Source organism: Mesobacillus sp. AQ2 (genome assembly GCF_030122805.1).
In the GTDB taxonomy this organism is placed as follows: domain Bacteria; phylum Bacillota; class Bacilli; order Bacillales; family Cytobacillaceae; genus Mesobacillus; species Mesobacillus oceanisediminis_A.
Genome location: NZ_CP126080.1, coordinates 3,428,435 through 3,442,700 on the forward strand (window position 1 = coordinate 3,428,435; position 14,266 = coordinate 3,442,700).

Genomic DNA, 14,266 nt, shown 5'->3' on the forward strand with positions numbered 1-14,266 from the left:
TCCCCCACTATCTGCAGATTTCCTTGAATTTTTCAATAAAGCTCTCAAGCGGCAGTTCTTTCTGCTCCCCGTCCGCCATTGATTTTAGATTGATTTTATTTTCTTTCAGTTCATTTTCGCCCAGAACGGCCACGTACCTAGCATTGACCCTGTCTGCAGCCTTGAATTGAGCTTTGATTTTACGATCAAGATAATCGCGTTCTGCCGAGAATCCTGCCATCCTTAACTTGTGAAGCAGGCCTACCGTATAATCTTTTGCCTCATCGCCGAGTGAAACGAGATAGCAATCGATTTCCTCCTTGACCGGCAGTTCGACACCTTCTGCATCAAGGGCTGCAAGCAATCTCTCAATACTCAGTGCAAAACCGATACCCGGTGTTTCCGGACCGCCGATTTCTTCAACCAGGCCATTGTATCTGCCGCCGCCGCAAAGCGTGGTGATCGCGCCGAACCCTTCAGCATTGCTCATGATTTCAAAAGCCGTGTGGTTGTAATAATCCAGACCGCGCACGAGGTTGGCATCTACTTCGAATTCAATTCCCAGGTCTGTCAGGTATTTTGTGACTTTGTTAAAATATACCCTTGAATCATCCGTCAAGTAATCAATGATGGATGGTGCTGACTTCATCAGCTCGTGGTCACGGTCCGCTTTGCAATCGAGGATCCGCATCGGATTTTTTTCAAGGCGGTTCTGGCAGTCGCTGCAGAATTCCCCGATCCGCGGTTTGAAGTGGCTCACAAGTGCCTCTCTGTGTGCAGTACGGCTCTCCTTGTCTCCGAGGCTATTAACCACCAACTTCAGCTTTTTTAGCCCCAGCTCCTGATAGATTCCCATCGCAAGCGAGATTACCTCGGCATCAATCGCAGGATCCGCACTTCCCATTGCTTCTACGCCAAACTGGACAAATTGGCGGAAGCGTCCTGCCTGGGGACGTTCATAACGGAACATAGGCCCCATATAATAAAGCTTTACTGGCTGGTTCGGATTTCCGAACATTTTATTCTCGACAAAAGAGCGGACAGCCGCTGCTGTTCCTTCCGGGCGCAGTGTCAAGCTTCGATCTCCTCTGTCAGTGAATGTATACATTTCTTTTTGAACGATATCTGTCGTATCCCCAACGCCTCGCTGGAATAATTCTGTATGCTCAAAAATCGGTGTCCTGATCTCCCGATACTGGTATCTTTCACAAAGTTCTCTTGCTTTCGCCTCAATAAGCTGCCATTTTTCAGTCTGGCCTGGCAAAATGTCCTGTGTTCCGCGTGGAATTTTGATTTGGTTAGACACAGTTCATCCTCCTCCATTCAATAGGTCTTTATGTATAGAAAAGCGCAAGCGCCTTGGTCAGCCCCGACAAGCGTTGGAGGGTCGACCGGTGAAGTCGTTCTTTGACTTCATTGGGCGGACCGAAACGTCTCGAGGGGCTAGGCGCTGGAGCTGGACAATTCTCAAAGTGAATTGTATACTTTCTTATCCCGTAAAAAAGAATGCAAAAAAGCCCCCAATCCCTTGCTATAATAACAAGGGACGAGAGCTTTGATTCCCGTGGTGCCACCCTAATTGAAGCGCCAATCGGCACTTCCTCTTTAACAGTTAACGCCTGCCTACGTCTTCTCCTACTGACGGCATTGCCGATGTTCAGAGAAAATCCTTCGGAGTGTTCATTCACCAGGTCATCATGCAGAAATGCTTCCAGCCGCGGCATTTCCTCTCTTGCCATTGTCTCCTGGCTACTATGCTCCATCAACGGTATGTTTTCCGTATGACATTTTATTTATATTATAATACGGAGTCCAATTAGCAATGTCAAGCACAATTCAATAACGTTCCAGCTGTTTTTTCAATTTTCTCACGTCACGGAGTGAAAGGCCAAATTCCGACGCCAATTCCACGACGTGTGCGTTTTGTTCTTTTTGAATGAAATCGTGGAAATCCACCCCGAATAGCTGGTTCTCACCGGTTGCTGCGGAAATTCCTTTATCACTGAAACGCATGGTATCACCTTCCATTGTTTATTGCCTATTATTCTTCCCACCATTTTTCGATTTTATATACGCTTTTTCCTATTGAATTTTCTTAATTGGTTCCGATATAAGAAAAAAGTCTTCGTGATTTTGCCGGTAAATTCCGGTAATATATTTTTATAAGACTCTATAAAGAATAAGGGAGGGAGATCATGCCCAGAAAGAAAATGGTTCCTGTCATCCTTTGCCTGATGCTTATATTTGGGAACCTGCCCGTTTTAGAGACGGCCAAAGCAGACAATGGCAGTGTATCGATTACTGCCACAAGCCTGAATGTCAGAAATGGTCCTGGACTGAGTTACCCTGTTACAGGGTCGGTTAAAAAAGGCGAAAAATTTCCAATCATAAAAGAAGAAGGCGATTGGATCCAACTCAGTCTTGGAGGCAGCAAAAAAGGCTGGGTAGCACAGTGGTTCACTGTCAGGGAAGGTGTCAAGCCAGCAGTTACCCAAAAGCCAGCAGGCAACTCGGGAAGCGTTACGGCCGATGGACTGCGTGTAAGGAAAGGCCCGGGCACCAATTATGATGTAATTGGATCATTTAATCGTGGACAGGCTGTCGAGGTCCTCAGTTCAAAAGGCAATTGGGCAGAAGTGCGCACTGCCGCTTTACAAGGCTGGGTTGCCATGGAGTACATAAATTCGAAAAAGAATGAAACGACGGCACAACCATCCAAACCTGCTGTATCAAGCGGGACGGTCACTGCCACCTCCCTGAATGTAAGGGAGAAACCATCTTTAAACGCCAGCAGAGTCGGACAATTGAACAATGGAGCTGTAGTTCCCGTCCACTCTCAGTCCAACGGTTGGGCAGAGATTACATATGCAGGGAAAAAGGCCTGGGTAAGCGCTGATTATTTAAAAATCAGCGGAACACCTTCATCAGGCAGTGCCTCGCCCGCCCCTGCTGATCAATTCACGGGTACGGTAACGGCATCTAACCTGAATGTCCGTGACAAAAATTCACTTAATGGCTCGGTCATCGGTTCTGTTTCCAAGGGGCAGAATTTCAAGATCCTTGATGAAAAAAATAAATGGGTCAAAATTGAATATCAGTCAGGGAAAACAGGCTGGGCTGCCAGCTGGTTTTTCGATATCAAGAAAAGCGGCCCCACGGCTGCGCCAAGCCAGCCAGTAAAAAACAGCAACGTTTCCATGCTCCATGATGGGACAAACATCCGTAAAGGCCCAAGCACAGGAACACCGGTGATTTTTCGTGCAAACCAGGGAGACAGCTTTGAAATCATAAGTGTCGAAAAGGACTGGTATAAAATCGCTCTTCCAAATGGAGCAACAGGCTTTGTAGCAGGATGGATCGTTTCAGTACAGGGCAATGCACCGCAAATAGAAAAGCCAGGTGCAGAAAAGCATACAAAAAATAAAACGATTGTCATTGACCCCGGGCACGGAGGCCGTGACAATGGTACAACCGGCGTGAGAGGATCTTTGGAAAAAACGATCACCTTGAAAACAGCACAGCTTCTATACGAAAAGCTAAGAGCAGCTGGCACGAACGCCGTCCTTACCAGGAATAATGATCAATACATCTCACTGGGGTCCAGAGTCAGCAGTTCGCATTACCATAACGCCGACGCATTTATCAGCATTCATTATGATAGCATCAATGACAGGACTGTCAGGGGGATGACAACGTATTATTATAATTCAAAGCAAAAGCCCCTGGGCGACCAAATCCACTCCTCGGTTGTAAGCAAAACGATGCTTAAAGACCGCGGCTCCCGTTTTGGTGACTATCATGTCATCAGGGAAAACAGACAGGCAGCCGTACTTCTTGAATTAGGCTATTTGAGCAACCCTGCAGAGGAAATGCTCGTCAATACACAGCAGTACCAGGAAGCTGTGGCGAATGGTATTTTTGAAGGACTGGCTCGTTATTTTAAAAACAATTAAAAAGAAGGGATCCCGCTAATTCGGGATCCCTTCTTTTCGCCTGGATTCATTTGCTGTCGATGATCAAGGTTACCGGACCGTCATTGGTCAATTGAACGTCCATCATGGCGCCAAATACGCCAGTTTCAACCTTCAATCCCTTTTCGGCAACAAAACGGTTGAATGCTTCATAGATTGTTTCTGCATGGTCCGGCTTTGCTGCATCCATGAAATTCGGACGGCGCCCTTTGCGGCAATCTCCATAAAGGGTAAATTGGGAAACAGAAAGAACCTCTCCCCCCACATCAAGCAGGGAAAGATTCATCTTACCGGCTTCATCTTCAAATACTCTTAAATTCGCTGCCTTCTCAGCAAGGAAAGCAGCATCTTTTTCAGTATCCTCATGGGTAACCCCCACCAGGATGACAAATCCTTTTTCAATGGAGCCTTTTACTTCTCCATCAACAGTAACTGTTGCTTCTTTGCTTCTCTGTATTACTAAACGCATTATGATTCTCCTTACATGTCAAGTCTCCCTTAACGCATTAGCATCAGGGATTAACTCATGACCCTTCTGACAGCGTAGATATCCGGAATCTGCTTGATCCGGTCCACGACCTTTTGCAGGTGGCTGACATTATGGATGGCAATCGACATATTGATGGTCGCCATTTTATTTTTATCTGACTTGCCGGAAACGGCTGTAATGTTCGTCTTTGTTTCATTAACGGCCTGAAGTACCTCGTTCAGCAATCCTCTGCGGTCATAGCCGCTGATCTCGATGTCAACATTGTATTCTTTCCGGTCGTTAAGGGCGGTTTCCCATTCAACCGGAATCAGCCTTGCTTGCGCATCCTCTGTGTGGATATTCGTGCAATCGGAACGGTGAACGGATACACCCCTGCCTTTTGTGATGAATCCAACAATATCATCCCCAGGTACAGGGTTGCAGCAGCGGGAAAGCCTGATGAGCAGATTGTCGATGCCAGAGACCCGGACACCAGATTCACGTTTCTTCGCAGGTGTGAAAGCCTTAAGCTCGGATACGGCATTTGAGATATCCTTTTCCTGCTCAAGGTCACGCTGCTTGCGAAGCTTTTCCGTCAGCCTGTTCGCCACTTGGAGCGCAGTAATGCCGTTATAGCCGATTGAAGCGAATAAATCTTCTTCATTGGTAAAATTGAATTTCTCTGAAACCTTTTTAAGATTTTCAGAGGTCAGGATTTCTTTGACATCGAAGTCCATATTGCGGATTTCTTTTTCTAAAAGCTCCCGGCCTTTTTCAACATTCTCATCCTTCTGCTGCTTTTTGAAGAACTGGCGAATCTTGTTTTTGGCCTGGGAAGTTTGAGCCAGCTTGAGCCAGTCCTTGCTTGGACCGTAAGAATGTTTCGACGTCAGGATTTCAATGATATCCCCTGTCTTCAGCTGGTAATCAAGCGTGACCATTTTGCCATTGACTTTCGCACCAATCGTCTTGTTGCCGATTTCGGAGTGGATCCGATAGGCGAAATCGATCGGGACGGAACCAGCAGGCAATTCGATGACATCGCCTTTTGGGGTGAAAATAAATACCATATCCGAGAATAGGTCAATTTTGAGAGACTCCATGAATTCTTCGGCATTCGCGGTATCATTCTGGAATTCAAGGATTTCTCTGAACCATGATAGCTTCGTTTCAAAATTGGAACCGTCAGCAGGTTTGCCTTCTTTATACGCCCAGTGTGCAGCCACCCCGAATTCGGCGATCCGGTGCATTTCATCGGTCCTGATCTGGACTTCGAGCGGATCCCCTTTCGGACCAATGACTGTTGTATGCAGCGACTGGTACATATTAGGCTTTGGCATCGCAATATAGTCCTTGAACCTTCCAGGCATCGGTTTCCAGCAGGTATGGATGATTCCAAGGATGGCATAACAGTCCTTTATGCTGTTAACGACAATCCTGACAGCCAGCAGGTCATAAATCTCATTGAACTGCTTGTTTTGCAGCACCATTTTTCGATAAATGCTGTAAATATGCTTCGGCCTTCCCGAAATTTCAGCCTTGATTGAAACCTCTTTCATCCTTTCCCTTACCTCATCAATGACCTCATCAAGGTACTGTTCGCGTTCTGCTCTTTTCTTTTTCATCAAATTGACGATCCGGTAATATTGCTGAGGGTTGAGATAGCGCAATGCCGTATCTTCAAGTTCCCATTTGATCTTGGAGATACCAAGTCTGTGAGCGAGCGGAGCAAAAATCTCCAGTGTCTCATTGGAAATCCTGCGCTGCTTTTCACTTGGCAAATGTTTCAGAGTCCTCATATTATGAAGGCGGTCAGCAAGCTTGATCAGGATGACACGGATATCCTGTGCCATCGCCACAAACATTTTCCGGTGGTTTTCAGCCTGCTGTTCTTCATGGGACTTGTACTTGATTTTACCAAGCTTTGTGACGCCATCAACAAGCATCGCCACTTCGTCATTGAAGGCCTCTCTTAAATCATCAAGAGTCACTTCCGTATCTTCGACGACATCGTGAAGAAAACCGGCAGCAACAGTTGCCGGGTCCATCTCAAGGTCGGCAAGGATGCCCGCTACCTGGATTGGATGGATGATATACGGTTCACCCGACTTCCTGAATTGATCGTGATGAGCCTGCCTGGCGAACTCATATGCCTTCCTTACCAATTCAACATGTTGATCATTTAAATATGATTTTGTACAGTCAATGACTTGTTCAGCTGTCATTACCTGGTCATTCGCCATAGGATCACCTAATTTAGATTTCTTTATATATTAACCCGCTTTATATTCACCAGCGGGCACCAAGGAAAAAATCGACACATATACATGAAAATCCTTTATATACAATAATTATTCTTATAAAGGATTGTTACTATTATCAAAGAAAAAATCGAAGATGTAAAGAGAAAGGAAGATATTTTACAGCAGAAATTAAAAAAATTGTCGAAAGATATTTAATTTCTGGCAATTTAGCCCTATAAAGCCATTCTCAAGCTTTTCTATCCGTGTCTCAATTCCCAATAAGAAAAGGGCACTTCGCGAGGAAGCGCCCGTTTGATTAAAATTCCATAAGGGTTAAGACATCATAGCCCTCAAGTTTCTCGCGGCCATCCAAATAAGTCAGCTCGATTAGGAATGCGATACCAGCCACAATCCCGCCCAGTTCTTCAACTAGCTTGATCGTCGCTTCAATCGTTCCTCCAGTTGCGAGCAGGTCGTCGGTGATCAAGACTCTTTGCCCTGGCTTGATTGCATCTTTGTGAATCGTTAAAACATCGCTGCCATACTCAAGTCCGTAAGTGACCTTGATTGTCTCGCGCGGAAGCTTTCCTTCCTTCCTTACCGGTGCAAAGCCTACCCCATGTGCATAGGCAACCGGGCAGCCGATGATGAATCCACGGGCTTCGGGTCCGACAACAAGGTCGATGTTTTTTTCACGGGCATAGGCCACGATTTGGTCTGTAGCATATCTATAAGCATCACCATTGTCCATTAAGGTAGTGATGTCCTTGAATTTAATGCCGGGCTTTGGCCAATCGGGAACGATTGTTACGAATTGTTTCAAATCCATTGAATAATTGCCTCCTCATTTTTCACCGACTCTTGAATGAACTGGTCAAACCAGTTCTTCAACTGCTCATAGGATGAATAGAGCAATTCATTTTCAAGAGTGAATGCTTGCACCTTGTGCTGATATGTTTTGGATTCAGAAAGATCCCTTTTGGGGACATTTTCTTTTAGTGAAATAAACCCATTGTTTATTTTAACAAAATCTAGTTCAAAAAACACCTGCGACATGAATTCTACTGTTTCTTTTGTCCATCCCCTATGCTTGGCCAATTCATCACCATACCGTTTGAGGTCGAAGGGACCTTTCTTGGAAAGAAAAGCATAAAACCATTTGAAATGTTCCCTGGTCGGCATTGTCGTGAAGAAATCGCTATTTTCTTTGTAAAAATGAGCATAGATTCTTTCTGGATTCTTTTTGGCGAATAACCTTTCGAGAATATCCTTGGAAGGCGGCAGATCCAGCAAGACAACGAATGAATCGTTCAGCACAATCTGCTCTGCTTGTTCATCGGTCGCTACAAGCTGCAATGAATCTCCGATAATCGGAGAAAACTTATTTGTCGATTCAGCATTGAAGTGGATCCAGTGAACAGGCTGATCACCTGGAATCATGTCTGGAAGCTTTTCAATTCTTTTCAGTCCGCGGAAATCGAATAGCTGCCATGACCTTACGGCTAAATCCCTAAGGAAAATCTGCGGCTTTTTGATATTGTTCCATTCATTGATCGATAATTCTCCAATTACCGATAGTTTGGAGCTCGGTGAAATATGCTCATGCAGGTGGCCAAACCCAAATCCGATTCCATCAATCACCGTACCATTTTCCTCAAGCGCCAATTTCAGATGGGATTGGTCCGCTCCTATTTTTCGGAGGGTAGAAATGTTCGCCCCGTCAACCAGCACCTTTGGCTTGGGATTGCTGACACCATATGGAGAAAGGAGGCCAAGCTCATTGATCGTTTCTATTGTAATCTCTTTAACATCTATTCTGGCATCTATATGTGACACCGGAATCAGATCTTCTTCCTTCAACTGCTCTTTTGCCAGCGCATTCAGCCTGGACCTTAATTCATCGACATTTTTAAGCTCCAGTGTCATGCCGGCAGCCATAGGATGACCGCCGAAATGTGGAAGGATATCCCTGCATGTTGATAGATTTTTAAAGAGGTCAAATCCGGCAATACTTCGGGCAGATCCCTTCGCAAGCCCCTTTTCATCATCAAAACTGAGTACAATCGTCGGCCGATAATATTTTTCTACCAGCTTGGAGGCTACGATTCCGATTACACCGGCATTCCAGCCTTCCTTGCCCACAACGAGTACTGGATTATCTTCGATAGGATAACGCTGTTCCACTTCACCAATAGCTTCTTCTGCAATCTGGGCAACAATACTTTGCCGCTCTTTATTGATTGAATCAATTTCTTCGGCCAGCATTTTTGCCTCTTCAGAATCCGATGTCATCATTAATTGTACTGCCGGGTCTGCACTTCCTAAACGGCCTGCTGCATTGACCCGCGGCCCGATCATGAAACCGATCGTTTCTTCATCAATTGATGACCGGTCTGTTTTGGCGAGCTTAAGCAGCGCATTCAAACCTGGCGTCTGGCTTAACTTCAGTTTTTCAATGCCTTTAATTGCGATCAGCCTGTTTTCCCCAAGCAACGGCACCAGATCGGCAATCGTACCTATGGCAGCAAACTCCAGCAAATGCTCAGGAAGTCGGCCAAGCAATGCATGGGCAACCTTGAACGCTACGCCGACCCCGGCCAAATCCTTAAAAGGATAAGCACTGTCCTCCAGTTTTGGATGAATGATGGCAAACGCATCAGGCAAGACAGGACCTGGTTCATGATGATCGGTTATGATAAGGTCGATGCCTAATTCCCTGGCCACATTTGCTTCATGAAGAGCTGAAATGCCGGTATCGACAGTGATGATCAGCCCGACACCTTTTTCAGAAGCAGCTCTGAAAGCTTTTTCGTTTGGGCCATATCCTTCTGTAAAACGGTTCGGTATGTAGTAGTCGGCGTTGGCACCCAATTCAACCAATGCTTTCATCATGACCGTCGTACTGCTTACACCATCAGCATCATAATCTCCAAACACCCAGATGGGCTCCTGTGTCTCAACTGCCTTATTGATTCTCTCAACTGCCTTGTCCATATCCTTCAGCAAAAAAGGGTCGTGAAACTCACCTTTTTGCGCAAATAAAAAATACCGGGCATCTTCCACGGTATCCAGTCCGCGATTGACTAGCAATGAAGCCGTCAGAGGAGTTACGTTCAGGTCTTTTGCAAGTGACTCTATTTTTATCATATCGGATTCTTTAACAATCCATCTTGATTTTGGCTTTAACATACGTTCACCTCTCAGCTTTATCATTATACAAAAGCGAAAGGACTGTTTCAATGACAATGAATGCTAACCGGCTTATTATTTCGTGTCACGGAATGCATCGGTTCCTAAAAAAAGCATATAAAATGGCAGCCTTTTTCATGCTGCCATTTGCGGATATCAATGAATATCCTGTATTTGTTGTTCTTGTACTTGTTCCTCTTGAGCTGTTTCCTTTTGGGCCAGCTGTTCTTCCAATGACCTGTTTTTCTTTTTCAATGTTTTTACCTCACGTTGAAGGACAAACATCCTGAACAGGCCCACTGAACCAACAATGAGTCCTCCCATCAATACCGAACCCAGAATGACCAGGATCAGCGGCCATTTAGCTTCCCCAAACAAATAGTTCACTGTTACCGGATCGACATTGATGACCGCAAATACGGCAACAATCAATGCAAAAGCAAACCCCAGCAGCAACGTCCATTGAAACTTCATGTTTTCCCCTCCCTTTTTGCTATTGAATCTCTACGTTATCATCGAATGTTCCACTTTCACTGTATGGATTTATATGGACCATGACATTTTGGACATTCTTGTTCTCCATCAGTTTCTTTTTCACACATTTTCCAATCCGGTGGCCCTGTTCAACGGTGATATGCGGATCGACAGATATCTTCAAATCAATAATCACATAGTGTCCGTGCTCCCTTGCATGCAACTCATCCAGTTTCTTTACTTCCGGGATCGATTGGACGATGGTTTTGAATTCCTCTGTGTCCTCATCATGCAGTACATGGTCAAGTGTGTTATGGATAGACTCCTTGCCAAGCTTCCAGGCCATCCTGATAACTAGCAAAGCAACTAGCAAGCCTGTCACTGGATCGGCATACTCAAGCCAGCCAATCCCAAACTTGCCTCCCAGGACAGCAGCACTGATTCCAATAAGAGCGGCAATAGAGGAATAAACATCTGACCTATGCTCGTATGCATTGACAATCAACGCATCACTTTTCAGCTGTTTCCCCAATCTATATTTATATCTGAACATTCCCTCTTTTACGATAATCGAAACGATAACAGCTACTATGGCAATGGATTTAGGTGCTTCGATGGGCTTGAAGAAGGCTTCAAAGGACGATCTGCCGATTTCAACACCCACAAGCATCAATAGGACGGCTACGATGATGGCCGCAATGGATTCAGCTTTACCGTGTCCGTAAGGATGATCTTCATCAGGTGGAGCCTTCGCCGCCTTCAAACCTATGTATACAGCCAGTGATCCGGCAACATCCGAGGCAGAATGGACAGCATCCGCAACAAGAGCCTTACTGTTAGCGTATATGCCAATGCTCCACTTCAGTGCAGCAAGTATAATATTACCTACCACGCCAACCATTGCAGCAAACTCTGCCTTCTTAAATCGAACATCTTTTTCCAATGTGAAAATTCCTCCCTGCGCTGACTTTTGATGCAATCGATATACTTTTCTGCCATCTTTATTCTTTCGGTATTCGTTTTATTTTATCCTGTAAACTGGGTGTTCTAACCAAAAACGAAAAAACACCACGGGAAACCCCGTGGTATTTTTTTATAGCTTATATTAAACTTGCGGCTCATCTGAGTAGACTTTCTTTTCCTTGTAAGTCTTGATGGTGCCTTTTTTCTTAAGTTCTTTGACCTTCCATAAATACCACAGCTGTGCCGCGATGAAAATGGAAGAATAAGTACCGGCAATCAAACCAACAAGAAGCGCGAATGAGAAATTCCAGATGGATGCACTTCCGAAAATCAACAGCGCAACGACAGTTATGACAACAGTCATAATTGTGTTGACAGAGCGGCCTAGTGTCTGCCGAAGCGAAGAATTGACGACATCCGCAATTTCTTCCGGTGTCTTCAAACGTCTCTTCTTCACCATATTCTCGCGCATCCGGTCAAAAGTAACAATGGTATCGTTGATTGAATAACCAACAATCGTCAGGACGGCGGCGATGAAGGTGATATCCACCTCGAGCCTGGTCAGGCTGAATAAAACAATGATAAAGAATGCATCATGGAGCAGTGCAAGGACAGCTGCCAATGCCATGTAAATTTCAAAACGGATTGTTACATAGATAATGATCCCCACGGAAGCGATGGCAACAGCAATCATGGCGTTTTTAGCCAACTCTTTTCCGATTGTCGGCGATACAGTCCCGACATTCGGCTCTGCTCCATAAACGTCCTTAAAGTGGGATTTCAGCTCAGAAATCTCTTCCTTTGATAGAACTCCTTTGAACCTGGCCACACCGATTTCGCCGTTCTCGCCAGATATGACGATATCATCCGTCTCGAGGTCTACCTTTTTCAGCTCATCCTTAACCTGTTCAGCTGTCAGCTTGCTGTCAGATAGGAGTTCCACCCTGGTCCCGCTCGCAAAATCGATCCCAAGGTTGAGTCGGAATGCGAAAAGCGCAATCAAACCTATGATGACTAATACAGCTGTAGCCGTAAAGAATTTATTCCTGTTTTTTATGAAATCAAAACGGTCGAATTTAGTTTTCAAATCCAGTGTATCCACACCTTCAGAAATATCATGGACTTCACTTGGCTTTACCCCGAACCATTGTGGTTTGTTCTTAAATAGTCCGCTGTTAACGAGCAGGCCAAGGAAAAGTCGGGCTCCGAAGACTGCGGTGATGAAGCTTGCCAGGATACTGATAATCAGCATTGTCGCAAAACCTTTTACAGAGCTTGTCCCATATGCGAACAATACGATTGCAGCAAGCAATGTTGTCAAGTTGGCATCGAATATCGTCGACAGGGAGCCTTTGCTTCCCGCTTCAAAAGCCGCTTTAATATTCCGTCCAACCTTCAATTCCTCTTTGATCCGTTCATAGGTGATGATATTGGCGTCTACAGCCATTCCCACACCAAGGATCAATGCGGCAATACCCGGAAGTGTGAGGACGCCGTGCATCCAGTCAAATACGAGCAGGATCAGGTAAACGTAGATAGATAAAGTAATAGCTGCCACTATACCAGGCAAACGATATAAAACCAGCATAAAGACGAATACAGCAAGGACACCGATGATTCCTGCGAATATTGTTTCATCCAATGCCTGTTCACCGAACTTGGCGCCTACAGATGTTGAGTATGTTTCTTTTAGATTGACCGGCAATGAGCCTGCGTTCAGCAAAGAGGCAAGCTGCTGGGCTTCTTCGATTGTGAAATTACCGGTAATTTCAACATTTTTCTGATTCAGGATTTTATCTACATTAGGATTGGAAAGGAATTTAGGATCAGGCTTCATCCTTTCTTCCTTGTAGGAATCCTTTCCTTCCTCGAAATCAAGCCAGATAATCAGTTGATTTTCAGGAGCCATATCACGAATTTGCTTCGTGATTTCACCGAACTGGTCCCCATCTTTTAAAGTGATTGAAATACTAGGTTTGTTTTGCTGGTCAAAGCTCTGCTTTGCACCGTTTTCCTCCAGGTCACTTCCATCCATCATGATGCGGTCGTTCACGTCACGGAAGGTAAGATTCGCTTCGGTAGAAAGGATTTCACGGGCTTTGTTCTGATCCTTGACACCAGCAAGCTGGACGCGGATCCGGTCATCCCCTTCTATCTGGATGTTCGGTTCACTGACACCTAGAACGTTAACCCTGCGTTCAAGTGCTTCCGCAGTACTCTTCAAGGTTTCCCGGTCAACTTTTTGTCCTTCTTTTCCATGCAGAGGCGAGACCTCATAAAGAACTTCAAAGCCTCCCTGAAGATCAAGACCAAGGTTGATATTCTTCAATATATTCTGGGTTGTTGCACCCATGGCACTTCCGATTAAAATAACCAGCAAAAAGAAGGCCAAGATGCGGCTGCGTTTAACCATTATGTATAAATCCTCCTTATTCTTCGCACAAAAACACATGCTGCCAGACAAATAAAAAAAAGACTTAATGAAAAAACTTTAACCAATTTATAGCATACTAATTATGTATCAGTTTAAAAAAACTGTCAATTAGGCTTTTTCCGTTCTCTTCATCAGAAAGCTTTACATGAGAAGAAAAAATCGGGTTCCGTCTTTTTCGGGTTCTATTACAAACTTAATGCTACTTCAACAATTCCTTCATCTCTTCTTCGTTATCGAATGCAATATCTCCAAGTTTGAAAGCTTCAACTGTTGTGAAATTCATGACGTCACCGATTTTTGCAGATAAGATATCAGCAACAATTTCATATAGTTGGATGTCTTCTTTTGGTTTTTTCCACTTTTTCTTGGTCAGGTATGCCCATAGATCAGGTCCATTCACCTGGTCATAACCGAATATTTTGAATTCTTCGATTTTGCTTTCAAGAGCCGGCTTCACTTGCTTGTAATACCGTCCATACTGATGGCTTTTTTCCATCATCTGGCCTCCTCGTTCAAATTTTCTGGTTTAATGTTTTAACCTTGT

At 44.8% G+C, this 14,266-nt stretch carries 11 protein-coding genes and 1 other annotated feature; of the genes, 1 reads left to right on the plus strand and 10 read right to left on the minus strand.

Annotated features, from left to right (window positions below; all coding sequences use genetic code 11):
* Positions 1–7: 7 nt before the first annotated feature.
* Both hisS and QNH36_RS17385 read right to left on the minus strand, forming a co-directional pair.
* Positions 8–1,285 carry a histidine--tRNA ligase gene (gene hisS, locus QNH36_RS17380; protein ID WP_251540975.1) on the minus strand — a complete coding sequence of 426 codons (1,278 nt, stop codon included), beginning with the start codon at positions 1,283–1,285 and terminating at the stop codon, positions 8–10.
* A gap of 233 nt (positions 1,286–1,518) precedes the next feature.
* Positions 1,519–1,754 (minus strand) — a binding site (T-box leader).
* Positions 1,755–1,815: 61 nt separating this feature from the next.
* On the minus strand, positions 1,816–1,992 hold the full coding sequence (locus QNH36_RS17385) for a hypothetical protein (protein WP_186326742.1): 177 nt from the start codon (positions 1,990–1,992) through the stop codon (positions 1,816–1,818).
* 182 nt (positions 1,993–2,174) lie between these two features.
* Between QNH36_RS17385 and QNH36_RS17390 the strand changes: the two genes are divergently transcribed.
* The gene (locus QNH36_RS17390) at positions 2,175–3,932 is read left to right on the plus strand and encodes an N-acetylmuramoyl-L-alanine amidase family protein (protein ID WP_251540977.1); all 1,758 of its coding nucleotides are present in this window, start codon (positions 2,175–2,177) and stop codon (positions 3,930–3,932) included.
* Between the two features lie 46 nt (positions 3,933–3,978).
* On the opposite strand, the gene dtd is transcribed toward QNH36_RS17390, so the two are convergent.
* From dtd to QNH36_RS17430, 8 genes are all read right to left on the minus strand, one after another.
* Entirely contained in the window at positions 3,979–4,419 is a 441-nt protein-coding gene (gene dtd, locus QNH36_RS17395) for a D-aminoacyl-tRNA deacylase (RefSeq protein ID WP_144476095.1), read from the minus strand.
* Positions 4,420–4,469: 50 nt separating this feature from the next.
* The gene (locus QNH36_RS17400) at positions 4,470–6,662 is read right to left on the minus strand and encodes a RelA/SpoT family protein (protein ID WP_144476094.1); all 2,193 of its coding nucleotides are present in this window, start codon (positions 6,660–6,662) and stop codon (positions 4,470–4,472) included.
* 316 nt (positions 6,663–6,978) lie between these two features.
* Positions 6,979–7,491: an adenine phosphoribosyltransferase gene (locus QNH36_RS17405; RefSeq protein WP_144476093.1), complete on the minus strand. Its 513-nt coding sequence runs from the start codon at positions 7,489–7,491 to the stop codon at positions 6,979–6,981.
* Positions 7,482–9,851 carry a single-stranded-DNA-specific exonuclease RecJ gene (gene recJ / locus QNH36_RS17410; protein ID WP_283903873.1) on the minus strand — a complete coding sequence of 790 codons (2,370 nt, stop codon included), beginning with the start codon at positions 9,849–9,851 and terminating at the stop codon, positions 7,482–7,484. Before recJ ends, QNH36_RS17405 begins: the two co-directional genes overlap by 10 nt.
* A gap of 156 nt (positions 9,852–10,007) precedes the next feature.
* Positions 10,008–10,325, minus strand: coding sequence for a LapA family protein (locus QNH36_RS17415; protein ID WP_144476091.1), 318 nt, complete (start codon positions 10,323–10,325; stop codon positions 10,008–10,010).
* A gap of 19 nt (positions 10,326–10,344) precedes the next feature.
* Positions 10,345–11,268, minus strand: coding sequence for a cation diffusion facilitator family transporter (locus QNH36_RS17420; protein WP_144476090.1), 924 nt, complete (start codon positions 11,266–11,268; stop codon positions 10,345–10,347).
* A gap of 162 nt (positions 11,269–11,430) precedes the next feature.
* Complete coding sequence (secDF, locus tag QNH36_RS17425; RefSeq protein ID WP_283903874.1) at positions 11,431–13,701, minus strand: protein translocase subunit SecDF; 2,271 nt, start codon at positions 13,699–13,701, stop codon at positions 11,431–11,433.
* A gap of 220 nt (positions 13,702–13,921) precedes the next feature.
* Complete coding sequence (locus QNH36_RS17430; protein ID WP_283903875.1) at positions 13,922–14,221, minus strand: post-transcriptional regulator; 300 nt, start codon at positions 14,219–14,221, stop codon at positions 13,922–13,924.
* Between the last annotated feature and the right edge of the window lie 45 nt (positions 14,222–14,266).

What these genes read in the sequence shown, in the direction of transcription:
- QNH36_RS17385 (WP_186326742.1), bottom strand. Translation starts at nt 1,992, where the DNA reads ATGCGTTTCAGTGATAAAGGAATTTCCGCAGCAACCGGTGAGAACCAG.
- QNH36_RS17390 (WP_251540977.1), top strand. Translation starts at nt 2,175, where the DNA reads ATGCCCAGAAAGAAAATGGTTCCTGTCATCCTTTGCCTGATGCTTATA.
- dtd (WP_144476095.1), bottom strand. Translation starts at nt 4,419, where the DNA reads ATGCGTTTAGTAATACAGAGAAGCAAAGAAGCAACAGTTACTGTTGAT.
- QNH36_RS17400 (WP_144476094.1), bottom strand. Translation starts at nt 6,662, where the DNA reads ATGGCGAATGACCAGGTAATGACAGCTGAACAAGTCATTGACTGTACA.
- QNH36_RS17405 (WP_144476093.1), bottom strand. Translation starts at nt 7,491, where the DNA reads ATGGATTTGAAACAATTCGTAACAATCGTTCCCGATTGGCCAAAGCCC.
- recJ (WP_283903873.1), bottom strand. Translation starts at nt 9,851, where the DNA reads ATGTTAAAGCCAAAATCAAGATGGATTGTTAAAGAATCCGATATGATA.
- QNH36_RS17415 (WP_144476091.1), bottom strand. Translation starts at nt 10,325, where the DNA reads ATGAAGTTTCAATGGACGTTGCTGCTGGGGTTTGCTTTTGCATTGATT.
- secDF (WP_283903874.1), bottom strand. Translation starts at nt 13,701, where the DNA reads ATGGTTAAACGCAGCCGCATCTTGGCCTTCTTTTTGCTGGTTATTTTA.
- QNH36_RS17430 (WP_283903875.1), bottom strand. Translation starts at nt 14,221, where the DNA reads ATGATGGAAAAAAGCCATCAGTATGGACGGTATTACAAGCAAGTGAAG.